The organism is Xanthobacter albus, from assembly GCF_043194895.2.
Taxonomy (GTDB): Bacteria; Pseudomonadota; Alphaproteobacteria; order Rhizobiales; family Xanthobacteraceae; genus Xanthobacter.
In genome coordinates this window covers 246,962-266,113 of sequence record NZ_CM195532.1, presented here as the reverse complement: position 1 = coordinate 266,113, position 19,152 = coordinate 246,962, and the positions used below count along the sequence as shown (strand labels likewise).

Genomic DNA, 19,152 nt, shown 5'->3' with positions numbered 1-19,152 from the left:
CCCCGAGGGTTTGGCCTTCTACCGGATTTCGCCGTGCAAAGGTCGCGCCACCCGGATAGAGAGCTTACGATAAGATTGCGTTCCGTCTAATCCCCGTCGCGCGCGCCGCGGCGGGATCATCTCACGTCACCGCGAGGACGAGACCATGGTGGGCCGGGAAGGTGGACAAACCCTTCCGCTGACCGAGGCGCCGGAACGGCCGGCGGCCGCGCCCGGCGGCCGGCTGGAGGCGCTGATGGCGGCCGCGCGCGCCGTCGGCGGCGGCGGGCCGGCGCCGGTGGACAAGTGGAACCCGCCCGACTGCGGCGACATGGACATGCGAATCGCCGCCGACGGCACCTGGTTCTACATGGGCACCCCCATCGGCCGTCCGGCCCTGGTGCGCCTGTTCGCCTCGGTGCTCACCCGCGAAGGCGCGCGCTTCGTGCTCAAGACGCCGGTGGAGAAGATCGGCATCCGCGTGGACGATGCGCCCTTCCTGGCCGTGGAGATGGCGCAGGAGGAGGGCGCGCAGGGCCGCACGCTGGTGTTCCGCACCAATCTCGACGACCTGGTGCGCTGCGGCCCCGGCCATGCCCTGCGGTTCGCGCCCGGCGCCGGGCCGGGGGTGTTCGTGCCCTACCTCCATGTGCGCAATGGGCTGGAGGCGCGCCTGACCCGCTCCGCTTTTCTCGATCTCGTCGCCGCCGGGGAGGTGCGCATGGCGGAGGGGCGCGAGATGTTCGGCGTCGCCTCGGCCGGGCTGTTCTTCCCGGTCATGCCGGCCGCGGAGCTGGACCGCCTCGCCTCATGAACGCGCACCCCTTCCCCGATGCCCCGGTGGGCTCCGGCCTCGCCGATTTCCTCGCCCGCGCGGCGCGCGGCCTCTCGCATGAGCCGCCGCCCTCCTATGCGGAGGGGGCGCTGGCGCGCGTCAACGGCGACCACGCTTTGCAGCCGAGCCTGGAGGGCCTCGCGCCCCTGAAGCCGCCGCGCCACGCGGCGGTGCTGGTGCCCATCATCGCCCGGCCCGAGCCCGGCGTGCTGCTTACCCAGCGCTCGGCGCAGCTCTCCAGCCATGCCGGCCAGATCGCCTTTCCCGGCGGGCGGGTGGACCCGGAGGATGCCGATGAAAAGGCCGCCGCCTTGCGCGAGGCGCGCGAGGAAGTGGGGCTCGATGCCGCTTTGGTGCGGCACCTGGGCTATCTCGACGGCTATCTCTCCGGCACCGGCTTCTGGATCGTGCCCGTGGTGGGGCTGGTGGACCCCGCCTATGCGCTCACCCTCAACCCGGCCGAGGTGGACGAGGCCTTCGAGGTGCCGCTCGGCTTCCTCATGACACCGGCCAACCACCAGCGCCAGTCCCGCAAATGGCAGGGCACCCTGCGCCACTATTATGCCATGCCCTACGAGGGCCGCTTCATCTGGGGCGCCACCGCGGGCATGCTGCGCAACCTTTATGAACGGGTCTACGCCTGATGCTGCGCACCGTGCTGGTGGAACTCGCCCTGTTCCTCACCCCGTTCGTGCTCTATGGGGCGCTGCTCATCGCCACCAAGGGCTCGCTGGTGCCGGAGCACTGGTCGCCGCGCGCCCTTGCCGCGCTGGCTGTGGCGGCGCTGGCGCTGGTGGCGCTGGGCCTGCTCCTGTTCGAGGGCGGCCGCAGCGCCCCGCCCGGCAGCCGCTACGTGCCGGCCGAAACCCGCGACGGGCGGTTCGTGCCGGGGCACTACGAATGAGCGCTGCCTCCATCGCCGGGGCCGCCTTCTGGGGCCGGCACGGGCTCCGGGCGCTGCTCGACGTGCTGAACGGCGACGGCGAGGAGGCGCGCGTGGTGGGCGGCGCCGTGCGCAACACCCTGCTCGGTGTGCCGGTGACCGACGTGGACATCGCCACCACGGCCCTGCCGCAGGTGGTGGCCGAGCGGGCGCGGCAGGCCGGCATGAAGGCGGTGCCCACCGGCATCGAGCACGGCACCGTCACGGTGGTGGTGGACCACGAGGCCTATGAGGTCACCACCCTGCGCGAGGACATGGAGACCGACGGGCGCCGCGCCGTGGTGCGTTTCGGCCGGGTGTGGGCGCACGATGCCGCCCGGCGGGATTTCACCTTCAACGCGCTCTATGCCACCTCCGGCGGCGCCGTGATCGACCTCGTGGGCGGGCTTGACGATCTCGCCGCCCGCCGCGTGCGCTTCATCGGCGATGCGCAGGCGCGCATCCGGGAAGATTATCTGCGCATCCTGCGCCTGTTCCGTTTCCACGCCACCTATGGGCAGGGAAGCGTGGATGCGGAGGCGCTCCAGGCCGCGATCCGCTGCCGGGAGGGCCTGCGCGGCCTTTCCCACGAGCGGGTGCGGGCGGAGCTTATGAAGCTGCTGCCGGCCGGGCGGGCGGCGCCGACGCTGGAGGTGATGAGCGACTGCGGGCTCATCCAGCCGCTGCTGGCGGGCCTCGCCGATGCCGGGGCCTTCGCGCGCCTCGCCGCCCGCGAGGCGGCTCTCGGCGTGCCGCCCGATGCCCTGCGCCGGCTCGCGGCCCTGGCGCTGCGGGTGGCGGACGACGTGCCGCGCCTGCGCGACAAGCTGCGCCTCTCCAACGGCGAGACGCGCCGTCTCTCCGCCTTGGCCGCCTCCGCGCCGCCGCTGCCGGCGCCGGGCGCGCCGGAGCGGGAGCTGCGCGCCTTCGTCTACCGCGCCGGGCGCGAGGCCGCCCTGGACCGCGCCCTGCTGGCGGCGGCCCATGGCGCTTCCGGCATGGCGACGCTCGTGGCCACGGCCCAGGGCTGGGCGGCGCCCCGCCCGCCGGTGGTCGCCGGCGACCTGCTAGCGCGGGGCGCGCGGCCCGGCCCGGCGCTGGGGCGGGCGCTGGCCGCCGCCGAGGACGCCTGGGTGGCGGCCGACTTCCCCGTGGACGATGCCGCGCGGGATGCCCTCACCGGCGTCGCGCTCGCGGCCCTTGCGGCGGCGGGGTGAGGGGTCCTCCTGCCGCGCGAATGATGTTTCTGGACCGGGCGGGACCTTCGGCACATCCCTGAGGGGGGTGGCCTGGGGCAGGATGCCGGGGCCGCCCGATCGCGGGGCGATCGCCGCAGGGGGGCGAGCCGATGCCCGGTTCAGTCGCCGGTATCGGGGAGAGCGGGGAGCCTATGGACGAGAGGCGCGGACCCGATGCCATGGGCTCCGGTCCTTGACCCTGCCGGGCCGGCATCGCTCTCACATGCCGCGCGGGCTCGATCGAACGCCGGCGCGCCCAGCGCATTGGTCCGGTGTGACGCCACGTGCCGCCAGGCGGTCGGGGTGCCTCCACCTCGAAATGGATTTCCGCGCATGGGGATATCGCATCGAGATGGTGGCCAGGGGGGCCGGGCTTCGGCGTCGCGCGGAACCGGGGCATCACCCTGGATAAAGCCTGCGACCTCAATGGTGCTGCCGGATTATCCGCACCAGTTGTGCCGACCCGCCGCTCGCGGCGTTCGGCTTCCACGACGGGCGGAATATTCCCGCCCGCGCGCAGAACCGTATCCTGGGAGACGCGGCTTGGAGTGGCCGGTGGAGCGGATGATCCGCGCCTGCGTGAAACATCGCGCTGGTCCGGCGAAAAGGCCCATCGGGCGCGCGGCGAACCGAGCCGGCGCAGCCTCCGGGAACGCACACAGGGAACGTGCGTCGAGAGCGCCCGTCGAGAGCGCCCTCACGGCGCCGGCTTCTCACCGGCGCCGGTGGCGGAGGCTCAGTCCTCGTCCTCTTCCGACTCTTCTTCTTCCTCGATCTCGAACTCGGTCAGGTCGAGGGTCTCCAGGGACACCGCAGGCAGGGTCTGGGAGCGGAACTCGCCCACTTCCTCGGCGTACCAGACCACCTTGACGTCCTGCTCCAGCACCTCGACCACGGTCAAGGCCGGGCTACCCGACTTGAGCTGAACGATCTCTCCCGGCTCGAACGCCATGGTTCTCTCCCCCATCACGGCGCAACGCGCGCCGCCTGCATGAGTATCGAGCCTTCATGACAGGGCCATCACGGCCACTTCACCACCGGCGGCATGGAGGAGAGGATGGAATCCACGTTGCCACCCGTCCTCAGGCCGAAGATGGTGCCGCGGTCGTAGAGCAGGTTGAACTCCACATAGCGTCCGCGCCGCACCAGCTGTTCCTCGCGCTCCTCCGCGCTCCAGGCGTTGGCCATGTTGGCCCGCACCAGCTTCGGGTAGATGTCGAGGAAGGCGAGGCCCACGTCGCGGGTGAAGGCGAAGTCGTCCTCGAAGCTGCCCGCCTCCTTCGCCGCGCTGTCCAGATAATCGTAGAAAATGCCGCCGATGCCGCGCATCTCGCCCCGATGCTTCAGGAAGAAGTATTCGTCGCACCACGCCTTGTAGCGGTCGTAGTCGGCCACCTTGTGGGGCGCGCAGGCGGCGGCCATGGCGGCGTGGAAGGCACGGGTGTCGGGGTCCTCCTGGCTGCGGCGGCGCTCCAGCACGGGCGTAAGGTCCGCCCCGCCGCCGAACCACGCCTTCGTGGTCACCACGAAGCGCGTGTTCATGTGCACCGCCGGCACGTGGGGGCTCGCCATGTGGGCGATGAGCGAGATGCCCGAGGCCCAGAAGCGCGGGTCCTCCGCCGCGCCGGGGATCTGGGCGCGGAACTCGGGGGCGAATTCGCCGAACACCGTGGAGGTGTGCACCCCCACCTTCTCGAACAGCCGCCCGCGCATGAGCGCCATGGTGCCGCCGCCCCCCGGCGCGCCGGTGTGGTCGGTGCGCGCCCAGGGGGTGCGGACGAAACGGCCGGCGGCGGGGCCGTACAGCCCGGCCGGCGCCTCGTCCTCCAGCGCCTCGAAGGCGGCGATGATGCGGCCCTGCAATTCCTCGAACCAGGCGCGGGCGCGCGCCTGGCGCTGGGGCAGCGCGGCATCGGCGCGCGCGGGAGAGGGGGGCGAAGAAGGCTCGGTGGTCATGCGGGGTCCGTCGGTGTCGGCGCGCTCGGGCGGGGGCGCACCATGGCGCGCCGTCACGGCCTTGGAAAGCCCGAGGTCTGCCGCAGCGCCTCGGCAAGGCCGATCCCCGCGCTCACCGCCACGTTGAGCGAGCGCAGCCCCGGCCGCATGGGAATGATGACGCGGGCATCCGCCGCCGCATGGACCGCCTCCGGCACGCCGGCCGATTCCCGGCCGAGCAGCAAAGCGTCGCCGGGCATGAAGCGGAAGTCCATGAGCGTGTGCTCGGCGCGGGTGGTGAACAGCACCAGCCGCCGCCCTTCGGCCCGCACCATCTCCCGGAAGGCGTCGAAATGGGCGTGGCGATGCCACTCCACCGCGTCGATATAGTCCATGCCCGCGCGGCGGAACGCGGCCGAGCCCACCGGGAAGCCCGCGGGCTCGATGATGTGCACGGGAACGCCCAGGCACGCGCCCGTGCGCAGGCAGGTGCCGGCGTTCTGCGCGATGTCCGGGCAGTAGAGGGCGAGGATGAGGGAGGCGGTGGTCATCGCGTGGGGGAAGTGGCACGGCGGGCGTCCCCGCCGCAAGCCCCTTCCACGCCCCCCTCCCGTCGCCGCGCGCGCCGCGCACCTAGCCGAAGGAAGGGGGTGGTGAGGCGTGATGTCGCCTCCGTTGGGTCAGGTCTGTGCCGCGCGATGACGTTTCTTTGACTTTTCCGTGGCTCGCCGCGAATTGCATGCAGCCGGCGACCTCCTGAAGGTGTCCGCATCCCGCGCCCGAATCGCGCGCAGGCCCCCGCGGGCCCAGGAATGACCGCGTGCCGCATCGCCACGATCTGGACAAGATGAGGCGAGGGTGCAATTAGAGGCCCTCGAAGGTGGACAACTGTGACTTCACAGCGCCGCCACATTCGTGCGCATGGGCCTCGCCCTCAGGGCCGAGCTGCCCGGCGCGGATGACCGGCGGACGACAGGACGGGGATCAGCGCCGTGGCACATACGGAGACGTCGCAGAAGGCGACGCGTCGGGACTTCCTCTACATCGCGACCGGGGCGGTGGGCGCGGCGGGTGTCGCCGGCATGGTGTGGCCCTTCATTTCGCAGCTCCAGCCAGACGCCTCGGTGCTGGCGCTTTCCACCACCGAGGTGGACCTTTCCCCCATCGCCGAAGGGCAGATCGTGACCGTGCAGTGGCGCGGCAAGCCGATCTTCATCTCCCACCGTTCCAAGAAGGAGATCGAGGAGGCCCAGAAGGCCGATCTCGCCTCCATGCGCGATCCGCAGCCCGACGCCGACCGCGTGAAGCCCGGCAAGGACGAGTGGCTGGTGGTGATCGGCATCTGCACGCACCTCGGCTGCGTGCCGCTCGGCCACCAGGGCGCCTATGACGGCTGGTTCTGCCCCTGCCACGGCTCGGTCTACGACACCTCCGGCCGCATCCGGCAGGGACCCGCGCCGCTCAATCTCGCGCTGCCGCCCTACACCTTCACATCCGATACGAAGATCGTGATCGGCTGACGCTCGACCGTCGTCGACGCAATAAAGGTTGGACCCCATGGAAGGACATTCCACCTACCAGCCCAAGAGCAAGGTGGCGCAGTGGTTTGAAAGCCGGCTGCCGCTCGTCGGGTTGATCCATTCTTCGGCCGTCGCCTATCCGGTGCCGAAGAACCTCAACTATTTCTGGACCTTCGGCGCCATCCTGAGCTTCATGCTGGTGGTGCAGATCGTCTCGGGCATCGTGCTCGCCATGCACTACGTGGCGTATGCGCCGGTGGCCTTCGCCCGCGTCGAGCACATCATGCGCGATGTGAGCTACGGCTGGCTCGTGCGCTATATCCACGCCAACGGCGCGTCGATGTTCTTCATCGCCGTCTACATCCACATCTTCCGCGGCCTCTACTACGGGTCCTACAAGGCCCCGCGCGAGGTGCTGTGGATCCTCGGCGTCATCATCTACCTGCTGATGATGGCCGCCGGCTTCATGGGCTACGTGTTGCCCTGGGGACAGATGTCGTTCTGGGGCGCCACCGTCATCACCAACCTGTTCTCCGCCATCCCGGTGGTGGGCGAGGTGATCGTGCAGTGGCTGTGGGGCGGCTACTCGGTGGGTGACCCCACCCTCAACCGCTTCTTCGCGCTGCACTATCTGCTGCCGTTCATGATCGCCGGCGTGGTCGGCCTGCACGTGTGGGCCCTCCACCACGTGGGCCAGAACAACCCCGACGGCATCGACGTGAAGAACGTGAGCAAGGACACGGTGCCCTTCACCCCCTATGCGACGCTGAAGGACACCTTCGCTGTGGTGGTGTTCCTCATCTTCTTCTCGTGGTTCATCTTCTACATCCCGAACTACCTCGGGCACGCGGACAACTATATCCCGGCCAATCCCATGTCGACGCCGGCGCATATCGTGCCCGAGTGGTACTTCCTGCCCTTCTACGCCATCCTGCGCTCCATCCCGGACAAGCTCGGCGGCGTGCTCGCCATGTTCGCGGCCATTGCGGTGCTGGCGTTCCTGCCCTGGCTCGACACCTCCAAGGTGCGCTCGGCGCGCTACCGTCCGCTGTTCCGGATCTTCTTCTGGATCTTCGCGGTGGTGGCGGTGGGCCTCGGCTATCTCGGCTCGCAGCCGGCCGAAGGGTGGTTCGTGATCGTGTCGCGCATCTTCACGGTCTACTACTTCGCCCACTTCCTCATCATCCTGCCCCTGCTCGGCTTCATCGAGAAGCCGAAGCCGATGCCGGCCTCCATCGCGGACGCCGTGCTCGCCAAGCATGCCAAGGGTGGCGCGACGGTGGTGGCCGGTGTGGCTGCCCCCGAGACCAAGTGACCGGGGCGCGGAGAGAACAGCATGACCATCCGTAGCATTCTCTTCGGCGCCGCCGCGGCGGCGCTCCTGCTGGCGGCGCCCGCCTCGGCGGCGGAGGGCGGGCACGACGACCGCCCGCACCGCCTCAGCTGGTCGTTCGCGGGGCCGTTCGGCACCTACGACACCGCCCAGCTCCAGCGCGGCTTCAAGGTGTTCAAGGAAGTGTGCGCCTCCTGCCACTCCGCGAACTTCCTGCACTTCCGCAATCTCGCCCAGCCGGGCGGCCCGAGCTTCACCGAGGCCCAGGTCAAGCAGATCGCGAGCGAGTACCAGATCACCGACGGGCCGAACGACGCGGGCGACATGTTCCAGCGCCCCGGCCGCCCGTCGGATGCCTGGCCCGCGCCGTTCCCCAACGACCAGGCGGCCCGCGCCTCCAACGGCGGCGCCCTACCGCCGGACATGTCGGTGCTGGCCAAGGCCCGCTCCTACCACGTGGGCTTCCCCGGCTTCATCACCGACGCCTTCATCCAGTACCAGGAGCATGGCGTGGACTACATCCACGCCGTCCTCACCGGCTATGCGGAGCCGCCCGAGGGCGTGACGGTGCAGTCGGGCCTGCACTACAACAAGTATTTCCCCGGCAACCAGATCGCCATGCCGAAGCCGCTGAGCGACGGGCAGGTGGAATACACCGACGGCGCGCCGCAGACCGTGGACCAGTATGCGACCGACGTGGCGGCCTTCCTGATGTGGGTGGCCGAGCCCCATCTCGACACCCGCAAGCGCATCGGCTTCCAGGTCATCATCTTCCTCATCGTGCTGAGCGGCCTGCTCTACTTCACGAAGAAGAAGGTGTGGAAGAACGTGGCGCACTGAGCGCTGCCCGATCCACGAAAAAGGGTCCTCGCGGACCCTTTTTCTTTTTTGCGCCGGCCCGTGCATGCCGGATCTGGCCGCGTCGCGGGCGAGGGGCGGGCCGAGGCGTTTTCTCCGCCCGCTTCGGATGCCTGTCATGACCCTCAACGAGTTCGCCGCGACCATCCGCACCATCCCCGACTACCCGAAGCCGGGGATCCTGTTCCGCGACATCACCACCCTGCTCGGCAACCCGCGGGCGTTCCGCCGCGCGGTGGACGAGCTGGTCCAGCCCTATGCGGGCGGCAAGGTGGCGAAGGTGGCGGGGATCGAGGCGCGCGGCTTCATCCTCGGCGGAGCGGTGGCCCACCAGCTTTCCGCCGGCTTCGTTCCGATCCGCAAGAAGGGCAAGCTGCCGCACCAGACGGTGCGCATGGCCTATGCCCTCGAGTACGGCCAGGACGAGATCGAGATGCATGTGGACGCCGTGGCGGAAGGCGAGCAGGTGCTGCTGGTGGACGACCTGATCGCCACCGGCGGCACGGCGGTGGGCGCTGTCCATCTGCTGCGCGAATGCGGGGCGCAGGTGGTCGCCGCCTGCTTCGTGGTCGACCTGCCTGATCTCGGCGGCGTGCGGAAGCTGGAAGCTCTCGGCGTGCCGGTGCGCACGCTGGTCTCCTTCGCGGGCCATTGAGGCGTTTCCAGGCGGAGCGGTACCGCTTCGCGTGGGGCGCGCGCTTCGGCAACCCGTTGGCGCGTTTCGGGGAGCTGGCGCGAACGGAGAGCGCCTTCGCCCTTCCCGCGAGGTCTGGGTGAGGCGGGGTGGCGGTCATGCTGGAGGCACGGCTCCGCGCGGTCTCCGGCGCGAGCGAACCTTGCAATGCCGCGATCCGTCGCGCGCCGGGGGGCGCGGCTTTCGCTGCAATTCCGGTTTCCGCCGGCCCGCGGCGTGACTCAGGGCCCGTGAACGCGCCGGACGGCCTTGGGGTTAAAACTGCGCCGTTTTCCAGCGCGGTGCCGGGGGAACACGCGCGCTGGCTCCGTCGTGCCATCAACCGAGGCGGTCGACCGATGCCAGTCTATTTCGCTGGAACGATCGGGCGTGGCCAAGGCCGGCAAGTCATGCTCCCGCGCCTGCGGTGTCTTCCGGGGCGGAGCGAATACCCCGGCTGTCCCTGTCAGACGATGAGGTTCCGCGCCTGCTGCGGGCCGACCTCGAACACGCGCCGGTAGCGTTCCACCTCGGCGGCCGGGCCCATGGCCTTGGTGGGGTTGTCGGAGAGCTTCACCGCCGGGCGCCCGTTGGCCGACACCACCTTGCAGACGATGGAGATCGGGTCGAGCGCGCCATCCGCCACCAGCCCGCGGAAGTCGTTGGTGAGCAGGGTGCCCCAGCCGAAGCCCATGCGCAGGCGGTCGCAGAAGGCGTCGCGGATGCGCGCGACCTCGTGCACGTCGAGGGCATCGGAGAAGATGGCGAGCTTCTCGCGCGGGTCCTGGCCGCGCTCGATCCACCAGCGGATGGCCTCCTCGCCCCCTTCCACCGGGTCCTTGCTGTCGATGCGGATGCCGGTCCAGCGGGCCACCCAGTCGGGGGCGTGGGCGAGGAAGCCGGAGGTGCCGTAGGTGTCGGGTAGCAGGATGCGCAGGTTGCCCTCGTAATCCTCCTGCCAGTCGGCGAGCACCTGGTAGGGCGCCCAGGCCAGCGCCTTGTCGTCGTCGCCGGCGAGGGCGGCGTAGACCATGGGCAGCTCGTGGGCGTTGGTTCCGGTGGCCTCCACCTCGCGGCGCATGGCGATGAGGCAGTTGGAGGTGCCGAGGAAGCCCTCCCCCAGCCCCTCGATGAGCGCCTGCACGCACCAGTCCTGCCACAGGAAGCCGTGGCGGCGGCGGGTGCCGAAATCGGCGATGTTGATGGGCCCGAGGGTGCGCAGGAACTCCACCTTCTCCCACACGCGCGCCATGGCGCGGGCATAGAGGATCTGCAGCTCGAACTTGCCCATGTCCTTCAGCACGGCGCGCGAGCGCAGCTCGTTGATGATGGCGAGGGCGGGGATCTCCCACATGGTGGTTTCCACCCACGGCCCCTCGAAGGTGAGCTCATATTGCCCGTCCCACTTCTCCAGGTGGTAGGCGGGAAAGCGGAAGCCCTCGAGCCAGGAGACATAGTCCGGCGAGAACATCTGCCGCTTGCCGTAGAACATGTTGCCGCGCAGCCAGGTGCTCTCGCCGCGGGTGAGGGAGAGCGAGCGCACATGGTCGAGCTGCTCGCGCAGGGCGCCGATGTCGATGATGTCGGCGATGCGCACGCGGGCGGAGCGGTTGTGGATGCCGAAGGTGACGCGCGTGTCCCGGTGGCGGTGGAAAATGGTCTGCCCCATCAGCAGCTTGTAGAAATCGGTGTCGAGCACCGACCGGACGATGGGGTCGATCTTCCAGGTGTGGTTGTAGACGCGCGTTGCGATGTCGGTCATGGCGGCCCCGGTGGCGGATCGGCGGCGCGGGGCCGCGCTGCGCGAGCCGCCATTTATAGCATCGATTGCGGGCAAGGTATCCCCATCCCCCGCGCCGGCCGGCGGCGCGGGGGTCTGCGGGCCCTTGGAACTCAGGGTCAGGCGACCGGAGCGGCCGTGGCACCGGAGGCGATGGCGGCCTTCAGCTTGGCCTCGTCCTCATTGGAAAGGGAGGTCTTCAGCACGCGCGGGGCGTAGGGCTCGATCTCCGGCAGCACCTTGTCGAAGGTCACGCTCTTGACCAGCACGAACAGCGCGGAGGAGCTGGCGGGGATGGTCTCGCCGAGCTGCTTCACGAAGTCGTCGTTGATGCCGTAGTCGGAGAGCGAGCCGGAGAGCGCGCCCGCGCCGGCGCCAGCCGCCGCGCCCAGCGCCATGCCGGCGAGCGGGTTCAGGAACAGCAGGCCGACGAGGCCGCCCCACAGCGCGCCCATGGTGCCGCCCTGCGCCGCGCCGAGGGCGGTGAGGTTCACGGCCTGCTTCACATGCACCTTGCCGTCGGCCTCGCGCTCCACCACGCAGGCGTCCTCGAGGTCGATCAGGTGGGCCTTCTGCAGGGAGCGGAGCTTGTTGAGCACTTCGTCCGCCTGGTGGAGACCGCTGAAGCCGAAAACGACGAGATCGCTCATTGGGACGCCTCTCTGACTTGGATGGCCCGTGGGGGGCCTGCTTGGGTTGGCCTGCCGGCGCGGGTCGCCGGAAGCCGGAAGCCGGGCGGACCTTCCTCTGAATCCGCGACGCTGGCAAGACGCGGCCTTGGCCGCGCTTTGTCCCACGGGCGGCCGTGGACGGGCGTGTTGCGGCGGCTGGAGCGTGACGGTAAACAGGTGAGCCTCCCCCGCCGCTTGTCGTGCGTCCCGGCGGGTCTCGGCGCGCCACCGCGCGCGCATTCCGGAATGGCGGCGGCCTTAAGGGCGGCGGCCTTGGCGTGTTGTCCACGGCGGCGCGCGCCGCCGCGCCAGCCCCGGCTCAAGTCGGGCTGGCCGTCGCGTTCGGGATGTGCTGGGAATGGAGCGGGGTGGAAGACCGTATTGCGCTGCCGGCGGTGCCCGCATCGGCCGGCGGCGGACCCGAGGGACACGCGAGCCATCATGAGTGCGTTCTCCATGGCCCATCCTGAACCGCGCCGCCGCGCGGGCGGGCGCGCCGCATGAGCATGGCGCCGGCCGACGAGGCATGGAATGCCCCCTGCCCGCCGACGCGGGTGCAGCGCGCCCTGCGCAGCCTCTGGTTTTTCCTCGCCTGGATCGCCCTCGGACGGGTGGGCGTCTTCGATCTTCTCGCCGGAGCGGCGGCAAGCGTGCTCGCAGGGCAGCTCAGCCTGCGGCTCATTCCCCCCGCCGCCCACCGGCCGGATCTGCTGGCGATTGGCCGCTTCCTTCTCCATTTCCTGCGCCGCTCGGTCGCCGCCGGCCTCGACATGGCGTGGCGCGTGCTTCACCCCGCGCTGCCCCTGGCGCCGGGGGTGGTGGCGGTGGAATGCGGCCTGCCCCGCGGCCTCGCGCGGCAGGCCTTCGCCGCCGTGACCAGCCTCCAGCCCGGCGCCCTGCCGGCGGGCGAGGAGGAGGACGCGCTGCTGCTCCATGTCCTCGATCTCGACGGGCCGGTGCTGGAGGAGCTGGAGGGAGACCTCTGCGTGTTCCTCGATGCCCTGGGGCGGGCCGAGGCGCCCGCCAGCGAAGACGTGGAGGAGCGCCATGGCTGATTTCCTGGTCGCCGCCGCGGGCCTGCTGGTGCTCATCGCCGCCACCGGCCTGCTCGGCGTGTGGCGCAGCGGCGCCGTGGGGCGGATGATGGCCCTTCAGCTGCTCGGCACCTGCGGCATCACGGTGCTGCTGCTGCTGTCGGTGGCGCAGGAGGACGCGGCGGCGCTCGACGTGGCGCTGCTGCTGGCGCTGCTCGGCGCCTGCGCGGTGGCGGCGTTTCGCGCGGTGGCGCTGCGCGGGCGCTCGCAGGGGAGGCGCGCGCCGTGAGCCTCGCCCGCGACATCTTCACCCTGCTGCTGGTGGCGGCGGGGCTTCTGTTCTTCATCGCCGGCACGGTGGGGCTGCTGCGCCTGCCCGATCCGTTGGCGCGCCTGCACGCTCTTTCCAAGGCGGACAACATCGGCCTCGGCCTCATCGTCCTGGGCCTGCTGCCTCAGGCGGTGGCGCAGGGGGGCGTGCTGGACGCGGCCAAGATGCTGGGCATCTGGCTGCTGCTGCAGGTTTCCTCCGGCGCCGTCGCGCAATTGATGGCGGACGTCGCCTTTCGCGCCGGGCCGGAGCGCGACGCCCCGGATGAACGCGGGGAGGGTTCCGCGCCGTGAACCTGCTGCTCGACGTTCCGCTCGCGCTCCTCGCCCTCGCCGCCGCGCTGCGGGCCGCCGGCGGCGGCGACGGCTTCGCGCGGGTGGTCGCCTTCATGGCCTACGGCCTGGTGCTGGGGCTCGCCTGGGTGCGCCTCGCCGCGCCGGATGTCGCCCTCACCGAGGTGGCGGTGGGCAGCGGCATCACCGGGCTGGTTCTGCTGCAGGCGGCGGGCGACGCGCCGGCGAGCCGTGAGCGCAACGTGGGCCCGCTCTATCACCTGGGGGCGGGCGTGGTGGCGCTGGCGGTGTTCGCCGCCCTCGCTCTGGTGGTGGTGCTGCTGCCGGAGCCCGCGCCCACCCTCGCGCCCGAGGTGGCGCAGGCGCTGCCCGCCACCGACCTCGGCAATCCGGTGACCGGCGTGCTCATCGTATTCCGCGCCCTCGACACGCTGCTGGAGACGGTGGTGCTGCTGATCGCGCTGGTGGGGGTGTGGTCGCTCTCCGCGGACCCCGGCTGGCGCGGGGCGCCGGCGCCCCTGTGGCCGGCGCCGCCTTCCGGCGCGCTCGGTTTCCTGGCGCGGGTGGTGCTGCCGGTGGGGGGGCTCGTCGGCTTCCACATGTTCTGGGCGGGGGCGGATGTGCCCGGCGGCGCCTTCCAGGGCGGGGCGGTGCTGGCGGCCATGGGGTTGCTCGCCCTCATGGCCGGCCTCAAGCCCGCGCCGGTGCTCGGCGGCCGCCCGCTGCGGCTCGCGGTGCTGGCGGGGCCGTTCGCCTTCCTCGCCGTGGGCATCGCCGGCTGGGTGGTGGCCGATGCCTTCCTCGATTATCCCGACGGCATCGAGAAGCCGGTCATCATCGCGGTGGAGGCGGCCATCACGCTCTCCATCGCCGTCACCCTGGCGCTCCTGGTGCTCGGGCCGCCGGAAGGGAGGCGGGCATGAGCACGCCCGCTTTCTTCGGCCTCGTCGGCGCGGCGCTCTCGGCCATCGGCGTCTACGGCCTCATGGTGGGGCGGGACGCGCTGGCGCGCATCCTCGCCTTCAACCTGCTGGGCGGCGGCGTGTTCCTGGTATTCGGCGTGGTGGCGCGGCGCGGCGCGGCGGCGGGGTTCGGCGCCGATCCGGTGCCGCAGGCGCTGGTCATCACCGGCATCGTGGTGGCGTTCTCGGCCACGGCGCTCGCGGTGGCGCTGCTGCGCCGCCTCGCCGCCCTGCGCGCGGGGGCCGTTTCCGCCCGCCCCGCGCCGGAGGACGAGGCGTGAGCGGCATCCTCGGCTCCGGCGGCGCGCTGCTGGTGGTGGCGGTCATCCTGCCGCTTCTCGCCCTTCCGCCCCTGCTGCTGATGCCGGCCCGCGCCGCGGAGCGGGCGACGTTGGCGGTGCTGGGGCTCGGGCTGCTGGTGGCGCTCGCGCTCGCGGGCGCCGTGGCGCAGGGGGGCCAGGCGCTCGTCACCTTCATCGGCGGCTGGCGCCCGCCCCTTGGCGTGGGGCTGCGGGCGGACGGGCTTTCCGCCTTCATGCTGGTGATGACGGCGGTGGTGCTGCTCGCCACCGGCCTGTTCGCCATGACCGCCCCCGGCCGGCCGCGGGCGGCGGGCGAGCGCATGCCGCCCGCCTTCTGGATGCTGCTGGTGAGCGTGTTCAGCGCGCTGAACCTCGTGTTCCTGGCGGAGGATCTCTTCACCCTCTACGTGGCGCTGGAGATGCTCACCTTCGCCGCCGTGCCGCTGGTGTGCCTCGACGGCAAGCCGGCCCAGCTTGAGGCGGCGCTGCGCTACCTGCTGTTCGCGCTGTTCGGCTCGCTGCTCTACCTGCTCGGTGTCGTCATCATCTACGGCCTCTACGGCACGCTCGACATCATCCTCCTCGCGCGCGCCGCCAAGGCGAGCCCGGGCTTCGTGCTGGCGCTCGCGGCCATGAGCGCGGGCATGATGGCGAAGGCGGCGCTCTTTCCGCTGCACCTGTGGCTGCCGCCGGCCCATTCCGGCGCCCCGCCCGCGGCGAGCGCCATGCTCTCGGCTGTGGTCATCAAGGCGCCCATCTTCCTCCTGGTGCGCTTCTGGCTCGATCTCGCGCCCGCCGACCTTGCGGCGGCGGTGGCGCCGGTGCTCGCGGGCCTCGGCGCGGCGGCCATCCTGGTGGGAAGCCTCGTCGCCCTGGCGCAGCCGCGGCTGAAGCTGCTCATCGCCTATTCCACCGCCGCGCAGATCGGCTACCTCTTCCTCATGTTCCCCCTGGCGGCGCTGGCCAGCCCCTGGAGCGCGCTGGCCTGGACCGGCGGGGCGCTGCACCTCGCCTCCCACGCCTTCTCCAAGGCCGCCATGTTCATGGCCGCCGGCCTCATCGCCGAGGCCCTGGGGCATGATCGCATCGCCGGCCTTTCCGGCGCCGGGCGGGTGGTGCCGGTGGCGCTGGTGGCGTTCGGGCTTGGCGGGCTCTCGCTCATGGGCCTGCCGCCGGCGGGCGGCTTCGTGGCCAAGGTGATGCTGCTGAGCGCCGCCGTGCATCTCCAGGCCTGGTGGATCGCGGGCGTGATCCTGGTGGGCGGGCTGCTCGCGGGCGGCTATGTGCTGAAGGTGGTGGTGCTCGCGCTCCAGCGCCCGGCCGCGCCGCCGGCCGTCCGGCCGGTGGAGCGCTGGCGCGAATGGGTGGCGCTCGCCCTCGCCCTGGTGGCGGTAGGCTTTGGCTTCGTGCCGCTGGAGCCCGCGCCCTTCCTGTTCATCGGCCGGCCGGCGAGCTGGGCGGGGATGGTGCCGTGATGGGCGACATGCGCACGAGCGATCTTCTTCTCCTGGCCGCGGTGCTGGTGCCGCTCGCCCTCGCGCTGGCCTCGGTGAAGCCCTGGGTGCGGCGGCGGGCGGATGTGCTGCTGCTGCTGGCGCCGCTGCCGGGGCTCGCCGCGGCGCTGCTGGTGCCGGTGGGGCAATCGGTGCTGGTGGTGCCGCCGCCGTTCCGCCTCACCTTCGCGCTCGACCTGCCGGGCGCGGTGCTGCTGGGCGGCGCCGCGCTGCTGTGGCTGGCGGCCGGGCTCTACGCCGTCTCCTATCTGCGGGCCGACCCCGCCCGCGGCACCTTCTCCGTGTGGTGGCTCCTGACCCTCGCGGGGTCGTTCGCGGTGTTCCTGGTGGCGGACGTGGCGAGCTTCTACCTCGCCTATGCGCTGGTGAGCTTCTCCGCCTTCGGCCTCGCCACCCACGACGACACCGCCGAGGCGCGCCGCGCCGGCAAGGTGTATCTCGCGCTCACGGTGCTGGGCGAGGCGCTGCTGATCGCCGCCTTCGTGATGCTCGCCTCCTCGGCCACCGAGGCCAATCCCCTGATCCGCGACGCGGTGGCGGGCCTTTCCGCTTCGCCCTGGAAGGAGACGATCCTGGCGCTGCTGCTGGTGGGCTTCACCATGAAGATGGGCCTGTTCCCGCTCCACGTGTGGATGCCGCTGGCCCATGCGGTGGCGCCGGTGCCGGGCTCGGCGGTGCTGTCGGGCATCGTGGTGAAGGCGGGGGTGATCGGCCTCATCCGCTTCCTGCCGGGCGGGGAGGCGTGGCTCGACTGGGGCACGGGGCTGATGGCGGCGGGCCTGTTCACCGCCTATTACGGCGTCGCCATCGGCCTCACCCAGCGCCACCCCAAGCGGGTGCTCGCCTATTCCACCGTCAGCCAGATGGGGGTGCTGGCCGCCGTGCTCGGCGCCGGGCTGGAGAGAGGGGATGCGGCCGTGCCCGCCCTGGCCGCCTTCTATGCCCTCAGCCACATGCTGCTGAAGGGGGCCATGTTCCTCACCGTGGGCGTCGCGGCGGCCACCCCGCGGGCGCGGCTGGCGCCGGTGCTGCTGGTGGCGGCGCTGCTCGGCCTCAGCCTCGCGGGGCTGCCCTTCACCGGCGGGGCGCTCGCCAAATATGCGGTGAAGGACCCGGTGGGAGAGGGGCTCGCCGGCGTGCTGCTGGCCCTTTCCGCTGTGGGTACCACGGTGCTGATGGCGCGCTACGTGCTGCTGCTGCTCGATGTGGCCGGGGCCAAGGGAGAGGGGGCCAAGGGAGAGGGGGCCAAGGGAGAGACGGAGGCCGCCGCTGGAACGGGCTTCGCCGGACTTCCGGTGGCGCCGGGCGAGGGGCTGCCCTGGGCGGTGCTGAGCGGCCTCGCGGTGCTGCTGCCGTTCGCCCTGTTCACGCCGGTGACGGGCGGGAGCCTCGCCATCCTGCTCAGCCTGTCCACCCTCATCAAGGGGCTGTGGCCGGTGGCGCTCGGGCTCGGGGTGGCGGCGCTGATCTACCAGAAGCCGCCGCGCTTCGTGGAGCTGCCGCCAGGCGACATCATCGTCGCGGCCGCGCCCCTGGCGGCGGCCTACCGCGCCCTGCGGGACGGGGCGGTGGCGCTCGACACGGTGCTGCGGCGCTGGTCCACAGCCGCCCTCGCCCTGGTGATGCTGGTGCTCGTGCTCGCCTATGTGATGGCCGAGGCCGTCTTTCCGCCCGGCCTCGTGCCCTGAGCCCGCCGGGCGGCGCCCCTCAGAACGACAGGCCGCCGAGCCACGCCCCGAAGAAGCCGGCGTAAAGCTCCGGCGCCTCCACGTTCATGGAATGGCCGACGCCCGGAACCGCGACGAAGCGGCAATCGGGCATCGCGTCGGCCATCAGCTTCAGGTCCGCCTCGCGGATCACCATGTCCCGGGTGCCCCAGGCCACGAGGTGGGGATGGCGGATGGTGCCCATGAGCGCCTTCAGCTCGCCGCTGCGCGCCTCCTGCGTCAGGGTCTCGGGCGTGCCGTGCCAGATGCCGTCGGAGACGGCGAACGCCTGCTCCACGATGCGCTCGAACAGGACGCCGCGCGGGCCGACGTCGGCCCGCAGGCGCGGCGGCCCCTTGGCGAGGCTCTCCGGCTCGAACAGGCTCGGGCAGGTGAGGGCCATGACCTGCCGGGTGAGCGGCCGGCTCTTCTTCATCTCGCCGAACACGGCCGCCTTGTCCTTGGGGAACTCGAAGCTCTGTGGCGCCACCGGGGAGAGCGAGAACACGCGCCCGAACCGGTCCGGCTGCTTCAGCAGCATGCGGGTGGAGATGATGCCCCCGGTGGAATGGGTGGCAAGGTGGCAGAAGGAGACATCGAGCGCGTCGAGGGCGGCCAGCATGTCGTCCGCATGCCGGGCAATGGAATAGTTGGTGAAGTCCGCGAGGGGCGCGGGCTTGTCGCTGTCGCCGCAGCCGCGCCAGTCCACGGCGATGGTGCGCACCCCGCGCGGGAAATGCGGCGCGGCAAGCGCGATCCAGTCCTTGCTGGCGAGGTTGCCGTGGATGAACAGCACGGTGACCTCGCCCGCGCCCCACTCGCGCCAGGCGAGGGAAATGTCCCCCGCCTCGATCCGGCCCTCGCCCATGCCGCCGCTCCTTGACCGCCCGCGCGCCGGATGCGGCGCGACTCAAGCTCCCGGCCGATCTTAGCCGCCAGCGCCCCGCCGTGTTGAGGGCGGCAGGCGGCCGTTCTTGCCGCAGGCGCGCGCATGTGTTCGGCGCGGGCGCAAGCGGAGCATTACATCGACGGCGCGGAGGAGGGGAGGCTCTCTTCTTGAGCGGGTTGTAGAAGGGACGGGAATATACATGGCCCGGCCTTCCCGCGCCTCCTTCGGATGCGCCCCGCTTCACTGTAGTCTTGCGTGCTCTGTGGCTCTTGCGGTTTGATGGTGCCGGTCATTTCAAGGTTACAATCCGGCTGTTTTTGCCTATTCTACGAGTATTCGACCTTTGGATGATATATTGTAGCTCGATACGGGTCGAT

General features: G+C 71.2%; 21 protein-coding genes. 15 read left to right on the top strand and 6 right to left on the bottom strand.

Annotated elements, in window-relative coordinates; translation table 11 throughout:
• Nucleotides 1–145 precede the first annotated feature (145 nt).
• Genes V5F75_RS01205 through V5F75_RS01190 form a run of 4 tightly spaced genes read left to right on the top strand, consistent with a single transcriptional unit; the run spans nt 146 to nt 2,953 of the window.
• Nucleotides 146–793 carry a DUF1285 domain-containing protein gene (locus V5F75_RS01205; RefSeq protein ID WP_394034363.1) on the top strand — a complete coding sequence of 216 codons (648 nt, stop codon included), beginning with the start codon at nt 146–148 and terminating at the stop codon, nt 791–793.
• Nucleotides 790–1,458 carry a CoA pyrophosphatase gene (locus tag V5F75_RS01200; protein WP_394034362.1) on the top strand — a complete coding sequence of 223 codons (669 nt, stop codon included), beginning with the start codon at nt 790–792 and terminating at the stop codon, nt 1,456–1,458. Before V5F75_RS01205 ends, V5F75_RS01200 begins: the two co-directional genes overlap by 4 nt.
• Nucleotides 1,458–1,718 carry a DUF6111 family protein gene (locus V5F75_RS01195; protein ID WP_394034361.1) on the top strand — a complete coding sequence of 87 codons (261 nt, stop codon included), beginning with the start codon at nt 1,458–1,460 and terminating at the stop codon, nt 1,716–1,718. The genes V5F75_RS01200 and V5F75_RS01195 overlap by 1 nt, the downstream gene beginning before the upstream one ends.
• The gene (locus tag V5F75_RS01190) at nt 1,715–2,953 is read left to right on the top strand and encodes a CCA tRNA nucleotidyltransferase (protein ID WP_394034360.1); all 1,239 of its coding nucleotides are present in this window, start codon (nt 1,715–1,717) and stop codon (nt 2,951–2,953) included. Before V5F75_RS01195 ends, V5F75_RS01190 begins: the two co-directional genes overlap by 4 nt.
• 757 nt (nt 2,954–3,710) lie before the next feature.
• On the opposite strand, the gene V5F75_RS01185 is transcribed toward V5F75_RS01190, so the two are convergent.
• From V5F75_RS01185 to V5F75_RS01175, 3 genes are read right to left on the bottom strand one after another with little or no spacing between them, the layout of a single operon-like run.
• Entirely contained in the window at nt 3,711–3,941 is a 231-nt protein-coding gene (locus tag V5F75_RS01185) for a YodC family protein (protein ID WP_394034415.1), read from the bottom strand.
• 53 nt (nt 3,942–3,994) lie between these two features.
• Nucleotides 3,995–4,930, bottom strand: a complete 936-nt coding sequence (gene hemF, locus V5F75_RS01180) for an oxygen-dependent coproporphyrinogen oxidase (RefSeq protein ID WP_394034359.1) — start codon at nt 4,928–4,930, stop codon at nt 3,995–3,997.
• A 53-nt stretch (nt 4,931–4,983) separates the two neighbouring features.
• Nucleotides 4,984–5,460 carry a tRNA (cytidine(34)-2'-O)-methyltransferase gene (locus V5F75_RS01175; RefSeq protein ID WP_394034358.1) on the bottom strand — a complete coding sequence of 159 codons (477 nt, stop codon included), beginning with the start codon at nt 5,458–5,460 and terminating at the stop codon, nt 4,984–4,986.
• Between the two features lie 441 nt (nt 5,461–5,901).
• Between V5F75_RS01175 and petA the strand changes: the two genes are divergently transcribed.
• The 4 genes from petA to V5F75_RS01155 all read left to right on the top strand — a co-directional run bounded on the left by petA (nt 5,902) and on the right by V5F75_RS01155 (nt 9,275).
• Complete coding sequence (gene petA / locus V5F75_RS01170; RefSeq protein WP_394034357.1) at nt 5,902–6,429, top strand: ubiquinol-cytochrome c reductase iron-sulfur subunit; 528 nt, start codon at nt 5,902–5,904, stop codon at nt 6,427–6,429.
• Nucleotides 6,430–6,466: 37 nt separating this feature from the next.
• On the top strand, nt 6,467–7,744 hold the full coding sequence (locus V5F75_RS01165; RefSeq protein ID WP_394034356.1) for a cytochrome b: 1,278 nt from the start codon (nt 6,467–6,469) through the stop codon (nt 7,742–7,744).
• 21 nt (nt 7,745–7,765) lie between these two features.
• Nucleotides 7,766–8,602, top strand: a complete 837-nt coding sequence (locus V5F75_RS01160; protein WP_394034355.1) for a cytochrome c1 — start codon at nt 7,766–7,768, stop codon at nt 8,600–8,602.
• Between the two features lie 136 nt (nt 8,603–8,738).
• Complete coding sequence (locus V5F75_RS01155) at nt 8,739–9,275, top strand: adenine phosphoribosyltransferase (RefSeq protein ID WP_394034354.1); 537 nt, start codon at nt 8,739–8,741, stop codon at nt 9,273–9,275.
• A gap of 484 nt (nt 9,276–9,759) precedes the next feature.
• Here the strand turns inward: V5F75_RS01155 and pncB are convergent, their stop codons facing one another.
• Together pncB and V5F75_RS01145 are read right to left on the bottom strand one after the other, a co-directional pair.
• On the bottom strand, nt 9,760–11,055 hold the full coding sequence (gene pncB / locus V5F75_RS01150; protein ID WP_394034353.1) for a nicotinate phosphoribosyltransferase: 1,296 nt from the start codon (nt 11,053–11,055) through the stop codon (nt 9,760–9,762).
• A 137-nt stretch (nt 11,056–11,192) separates the two neighbouring features.
• Nucleotides 11,193–11,723: a DUF1269 domain-containing protein gene (locus V5F75_RS01145; protein WP_394034352.1), complete on the bottom strand. Its 531-nt coding sequence runs from the start codon at nt 11,721–11,723 to the stop codon at nt 11,193–11,195.
• A gap of 521 nt (nt 11,724–12,244) precedes the next feature.
• On the opposite strand from V5F75_RS01145, the gene V5F75_RS01140 reads away from it, so the two are divergent.
• From V5F75_RS01140 to V5F75_RS01110, 7 genes are read left to right on the top strand one after another with little or no spacing between them, the layout of a single operon-like run.
• Complete coding sequence (locus V5F75_RS01140) at nt 12,245–12,799, top strand: Na+/H+ antiporter subunit E (protein ID WP_394034351.1); 555 nt, start codon at nt 12,245–12,247, stop codon at nt 12,797–12,799.
• Complete coding sequence (locus V5F75_RS01135; RefSeq protein WP_394034350.1) at nt 12,792–13,067, top strand: monovalent cation/H+ antiporter complex subunit F; 276 nt, start codon at nt 12,792–12,794, stop codon at nt 13,065–13,067. The genes V5F75_RS01140 and V5F75_RS01135 overlap by 8 nt, the downstream gene beginning before the upstream one ends.
• Nucleotides 13,064–13,402, top strand: a complete 339-nt coding sequence (locus V5F75_RS01130) for a cation:proton antiporter (protein ID WP_394034349.1) — start codon at nt 13,064–13,066, stop codon at nt 13,400–13,402. The genes V5F75_RS01135 and V5F75_RS01130 overlap by 4 nt, the downstream gene beginning before the upstream one ends.
• Nucleotides 13,399–14,325 carry a hydrogenase subunit MbhD domain-containing protein gene (locus tag V5F75_RS01125; protein WP_394034348.1) on the top strand — a complete coding sequence of 309 codons (927 nt, stop codon included), beginning with the start codon at nt 13,399–13,401 and terminating at the stop codon, nt 14,323–14,325. The genes V5F75_RS01130 and V5F75_RS01125 overlap by 4 nt, the downstream gene beginning before the upstream one ends.
• Entirely contained in the window at nt 14,322–14,645 is a 324-nt protein-coding gene (locus V5F75_RS01120) for an NADH-quinone oxidoreductase subunit K (RefSeq protein WP_394034347.1), read from the top strand. The genes V5F75_RS01125 and V5F75_RS01120 overlap by 4 nt, the downstream gene beginning before the upstream one ends.
• Nucleotides 14,642–16,141: a complex I subunit 5 family protein gene (locus V5F75_RS01115; protein WP_394034346.1), complete on the top strand. Its 1,500-nt coding sequence runs from the start codon at nt 14,642–14,644 to the stop codon at nt 16,139–16,141. Before V5F75_RS01120 ends, V5F75_RS01115 begins: the two co-directional genes overlap by 4 nt.
• The gene (locus tag V5F75_RS01110) at nt 16,141–17,868 is read left to right on the top strand and encodes a complex I subunit 5 family protein (protein ID WP_394034414.1); all 1,728 of its coding nucleotides are present in this window, start codon (nt 16,141–16,143) and stop codon (nt 17,866–17,868) included. Before V5F75_RS01115 ends, V5F75_RS01110 begins: the two co-directional genes overlap by 1 nt.
• Nucleotides 17,869–17,887: 19 nt before the next feature.
• Here V5F75_RS01110 and V5F75_RS01105 read toward each other — a convergent pair whose 3' ends face one another.
• Entirely contained in the window at nt 17,888–18,754 is an 867-nt protein-coding gene (locus tag V5F75_RS01105) for an alpha/beta fold hydrolase (protein WP_394034345.1), read from the bottom strand.
• Between the last annotated feature and the right edge of the window lie 398 nt (nt 18,755–19,152).

Excerpts from the sequence above, each read along its gene's own strand:
- V5F75_RS01165 (WP_394034356.1), top strand. The coding sequence starts at position 6,467 with ATGGAAGGACATTCCACCTACCAGCCCAAGAGCAAGGTGGCGCAGTGG.
- V5F75_RS01195 (WP_394034361.1), top strand. The coding sequence starts at position 1,458 with ATGCTGCGCACCGTGCTGGTGGAACTCGCCCTGTTCCTCACCCCGTTC.
- V5F75_RS01190 (WP_394034360.1), top strand. The coding sequence starts at position 1,715 with ATGAGCGCTGCCTCCATCGCCGGGGCCGCCTTCTGGGGCCGGCACGGG.
- V5F75_RS01145 (WP_394034352.1), bottom strand. The coding sequence starts at position 11,723 with ATGAGCGATCTCGTCGTTTTCGGCTTCAGCGGTCTCCACCAGGCGGAC.
- V5F75_RS01110 (WP_394034414.1), top strand. The coding sequence starts at position 16,141 with ATGGGCGACATGCGCACGAGCGATCTTCTTCTCCTGGCCGCGGTGCTG.
- V5F75_RS01160 (WP_394034355.1), top strand. The coding sequence starts at position 7,766 with ATGACCATCCGTAGCATTCTCTTCGGCGCCGCCGCGGCGGCGCTCCTG.
- V5F75_RS01140 (WP_394034351.1), top strand. The coding sequence starts at position 12,245 with ATGAGCATGGCGCCGGCCGACGAGGCATGGAATGCCCCCTGCCCGCCG.
- V5F75_RS01135 (WP_394034350.1), top strand. The coding sequence starts at position 12,792 with ATGGCTGATTTCCTGGTCGCCGCCGCGGGCCTGCTGGTGCTCATCGCC.
- V5F75_RS01175 (WP_394034358.1), bottom strand. The coding sequence starts at position 5,460 with ATGACCACCGCCTCCCTCATCCTCGCCCTCTACTGCCCGGACATCGCG.
- V5F75_RS01120 (WP_394034347.1), top strand. The coding sequence starts at position 14,322 with ATGAGCACGCCCGCTTTCTTCGGCCTCGTCGGCGCGGCGCTCTCGGCC.
- V5F75_RS01200 (WP_394034362.1), top strand. The coding sequence starts at position 790 with ATGAACGCGCACCCCTTCCCCGATGCCCCGGTGGGCTCCGGCCTCGCC.
- V5F75_RS01205 (WP_394034363.1), top strand. The coding sequence starts at position 146 with ATGGTGGGCCGGGAAGGTGGACAAACCCTTCCGCTGACCGAGGCGCCG.
- V5F75_RS01155 (WP_394034354.1), top strand. The coding sequence starts at position 8,739 with ATGACCCTCAACGAGTTCGCCGCGACCATCCGCACCATCCCCGACTAC.
- V5F75_RS01185 (WP_394034415.1), bottom strand. The coding sequence starts at position 3,941 with ATGGGGGAGAGAACCATGGCGTTCGAGCCGGGAGAGATCGTTCAGCTC.
- pncB (WP_394034353.1), bottom strand. The coding sequence starts at position 11,055 with ATGACCGACATCGCAACGCGCGTCTACAACCACACCTGGAAGATCGAC.
- hemF (WP_394034359.1), bottom strand. The coding sequence starts at position 4,930 with ATGACCACCGAGCCTTCTTCGCCCCCCTCTCCCGCGCGCGCCGATGCC.
- V5F75_RS01105 (WP_394034345.1), bottom strand. The coding sequence starts at position 18,754 with ATGGGCGAGGGCCGGATCGAGGCGGGGGACATTTCCCTCGCCTGGCGC.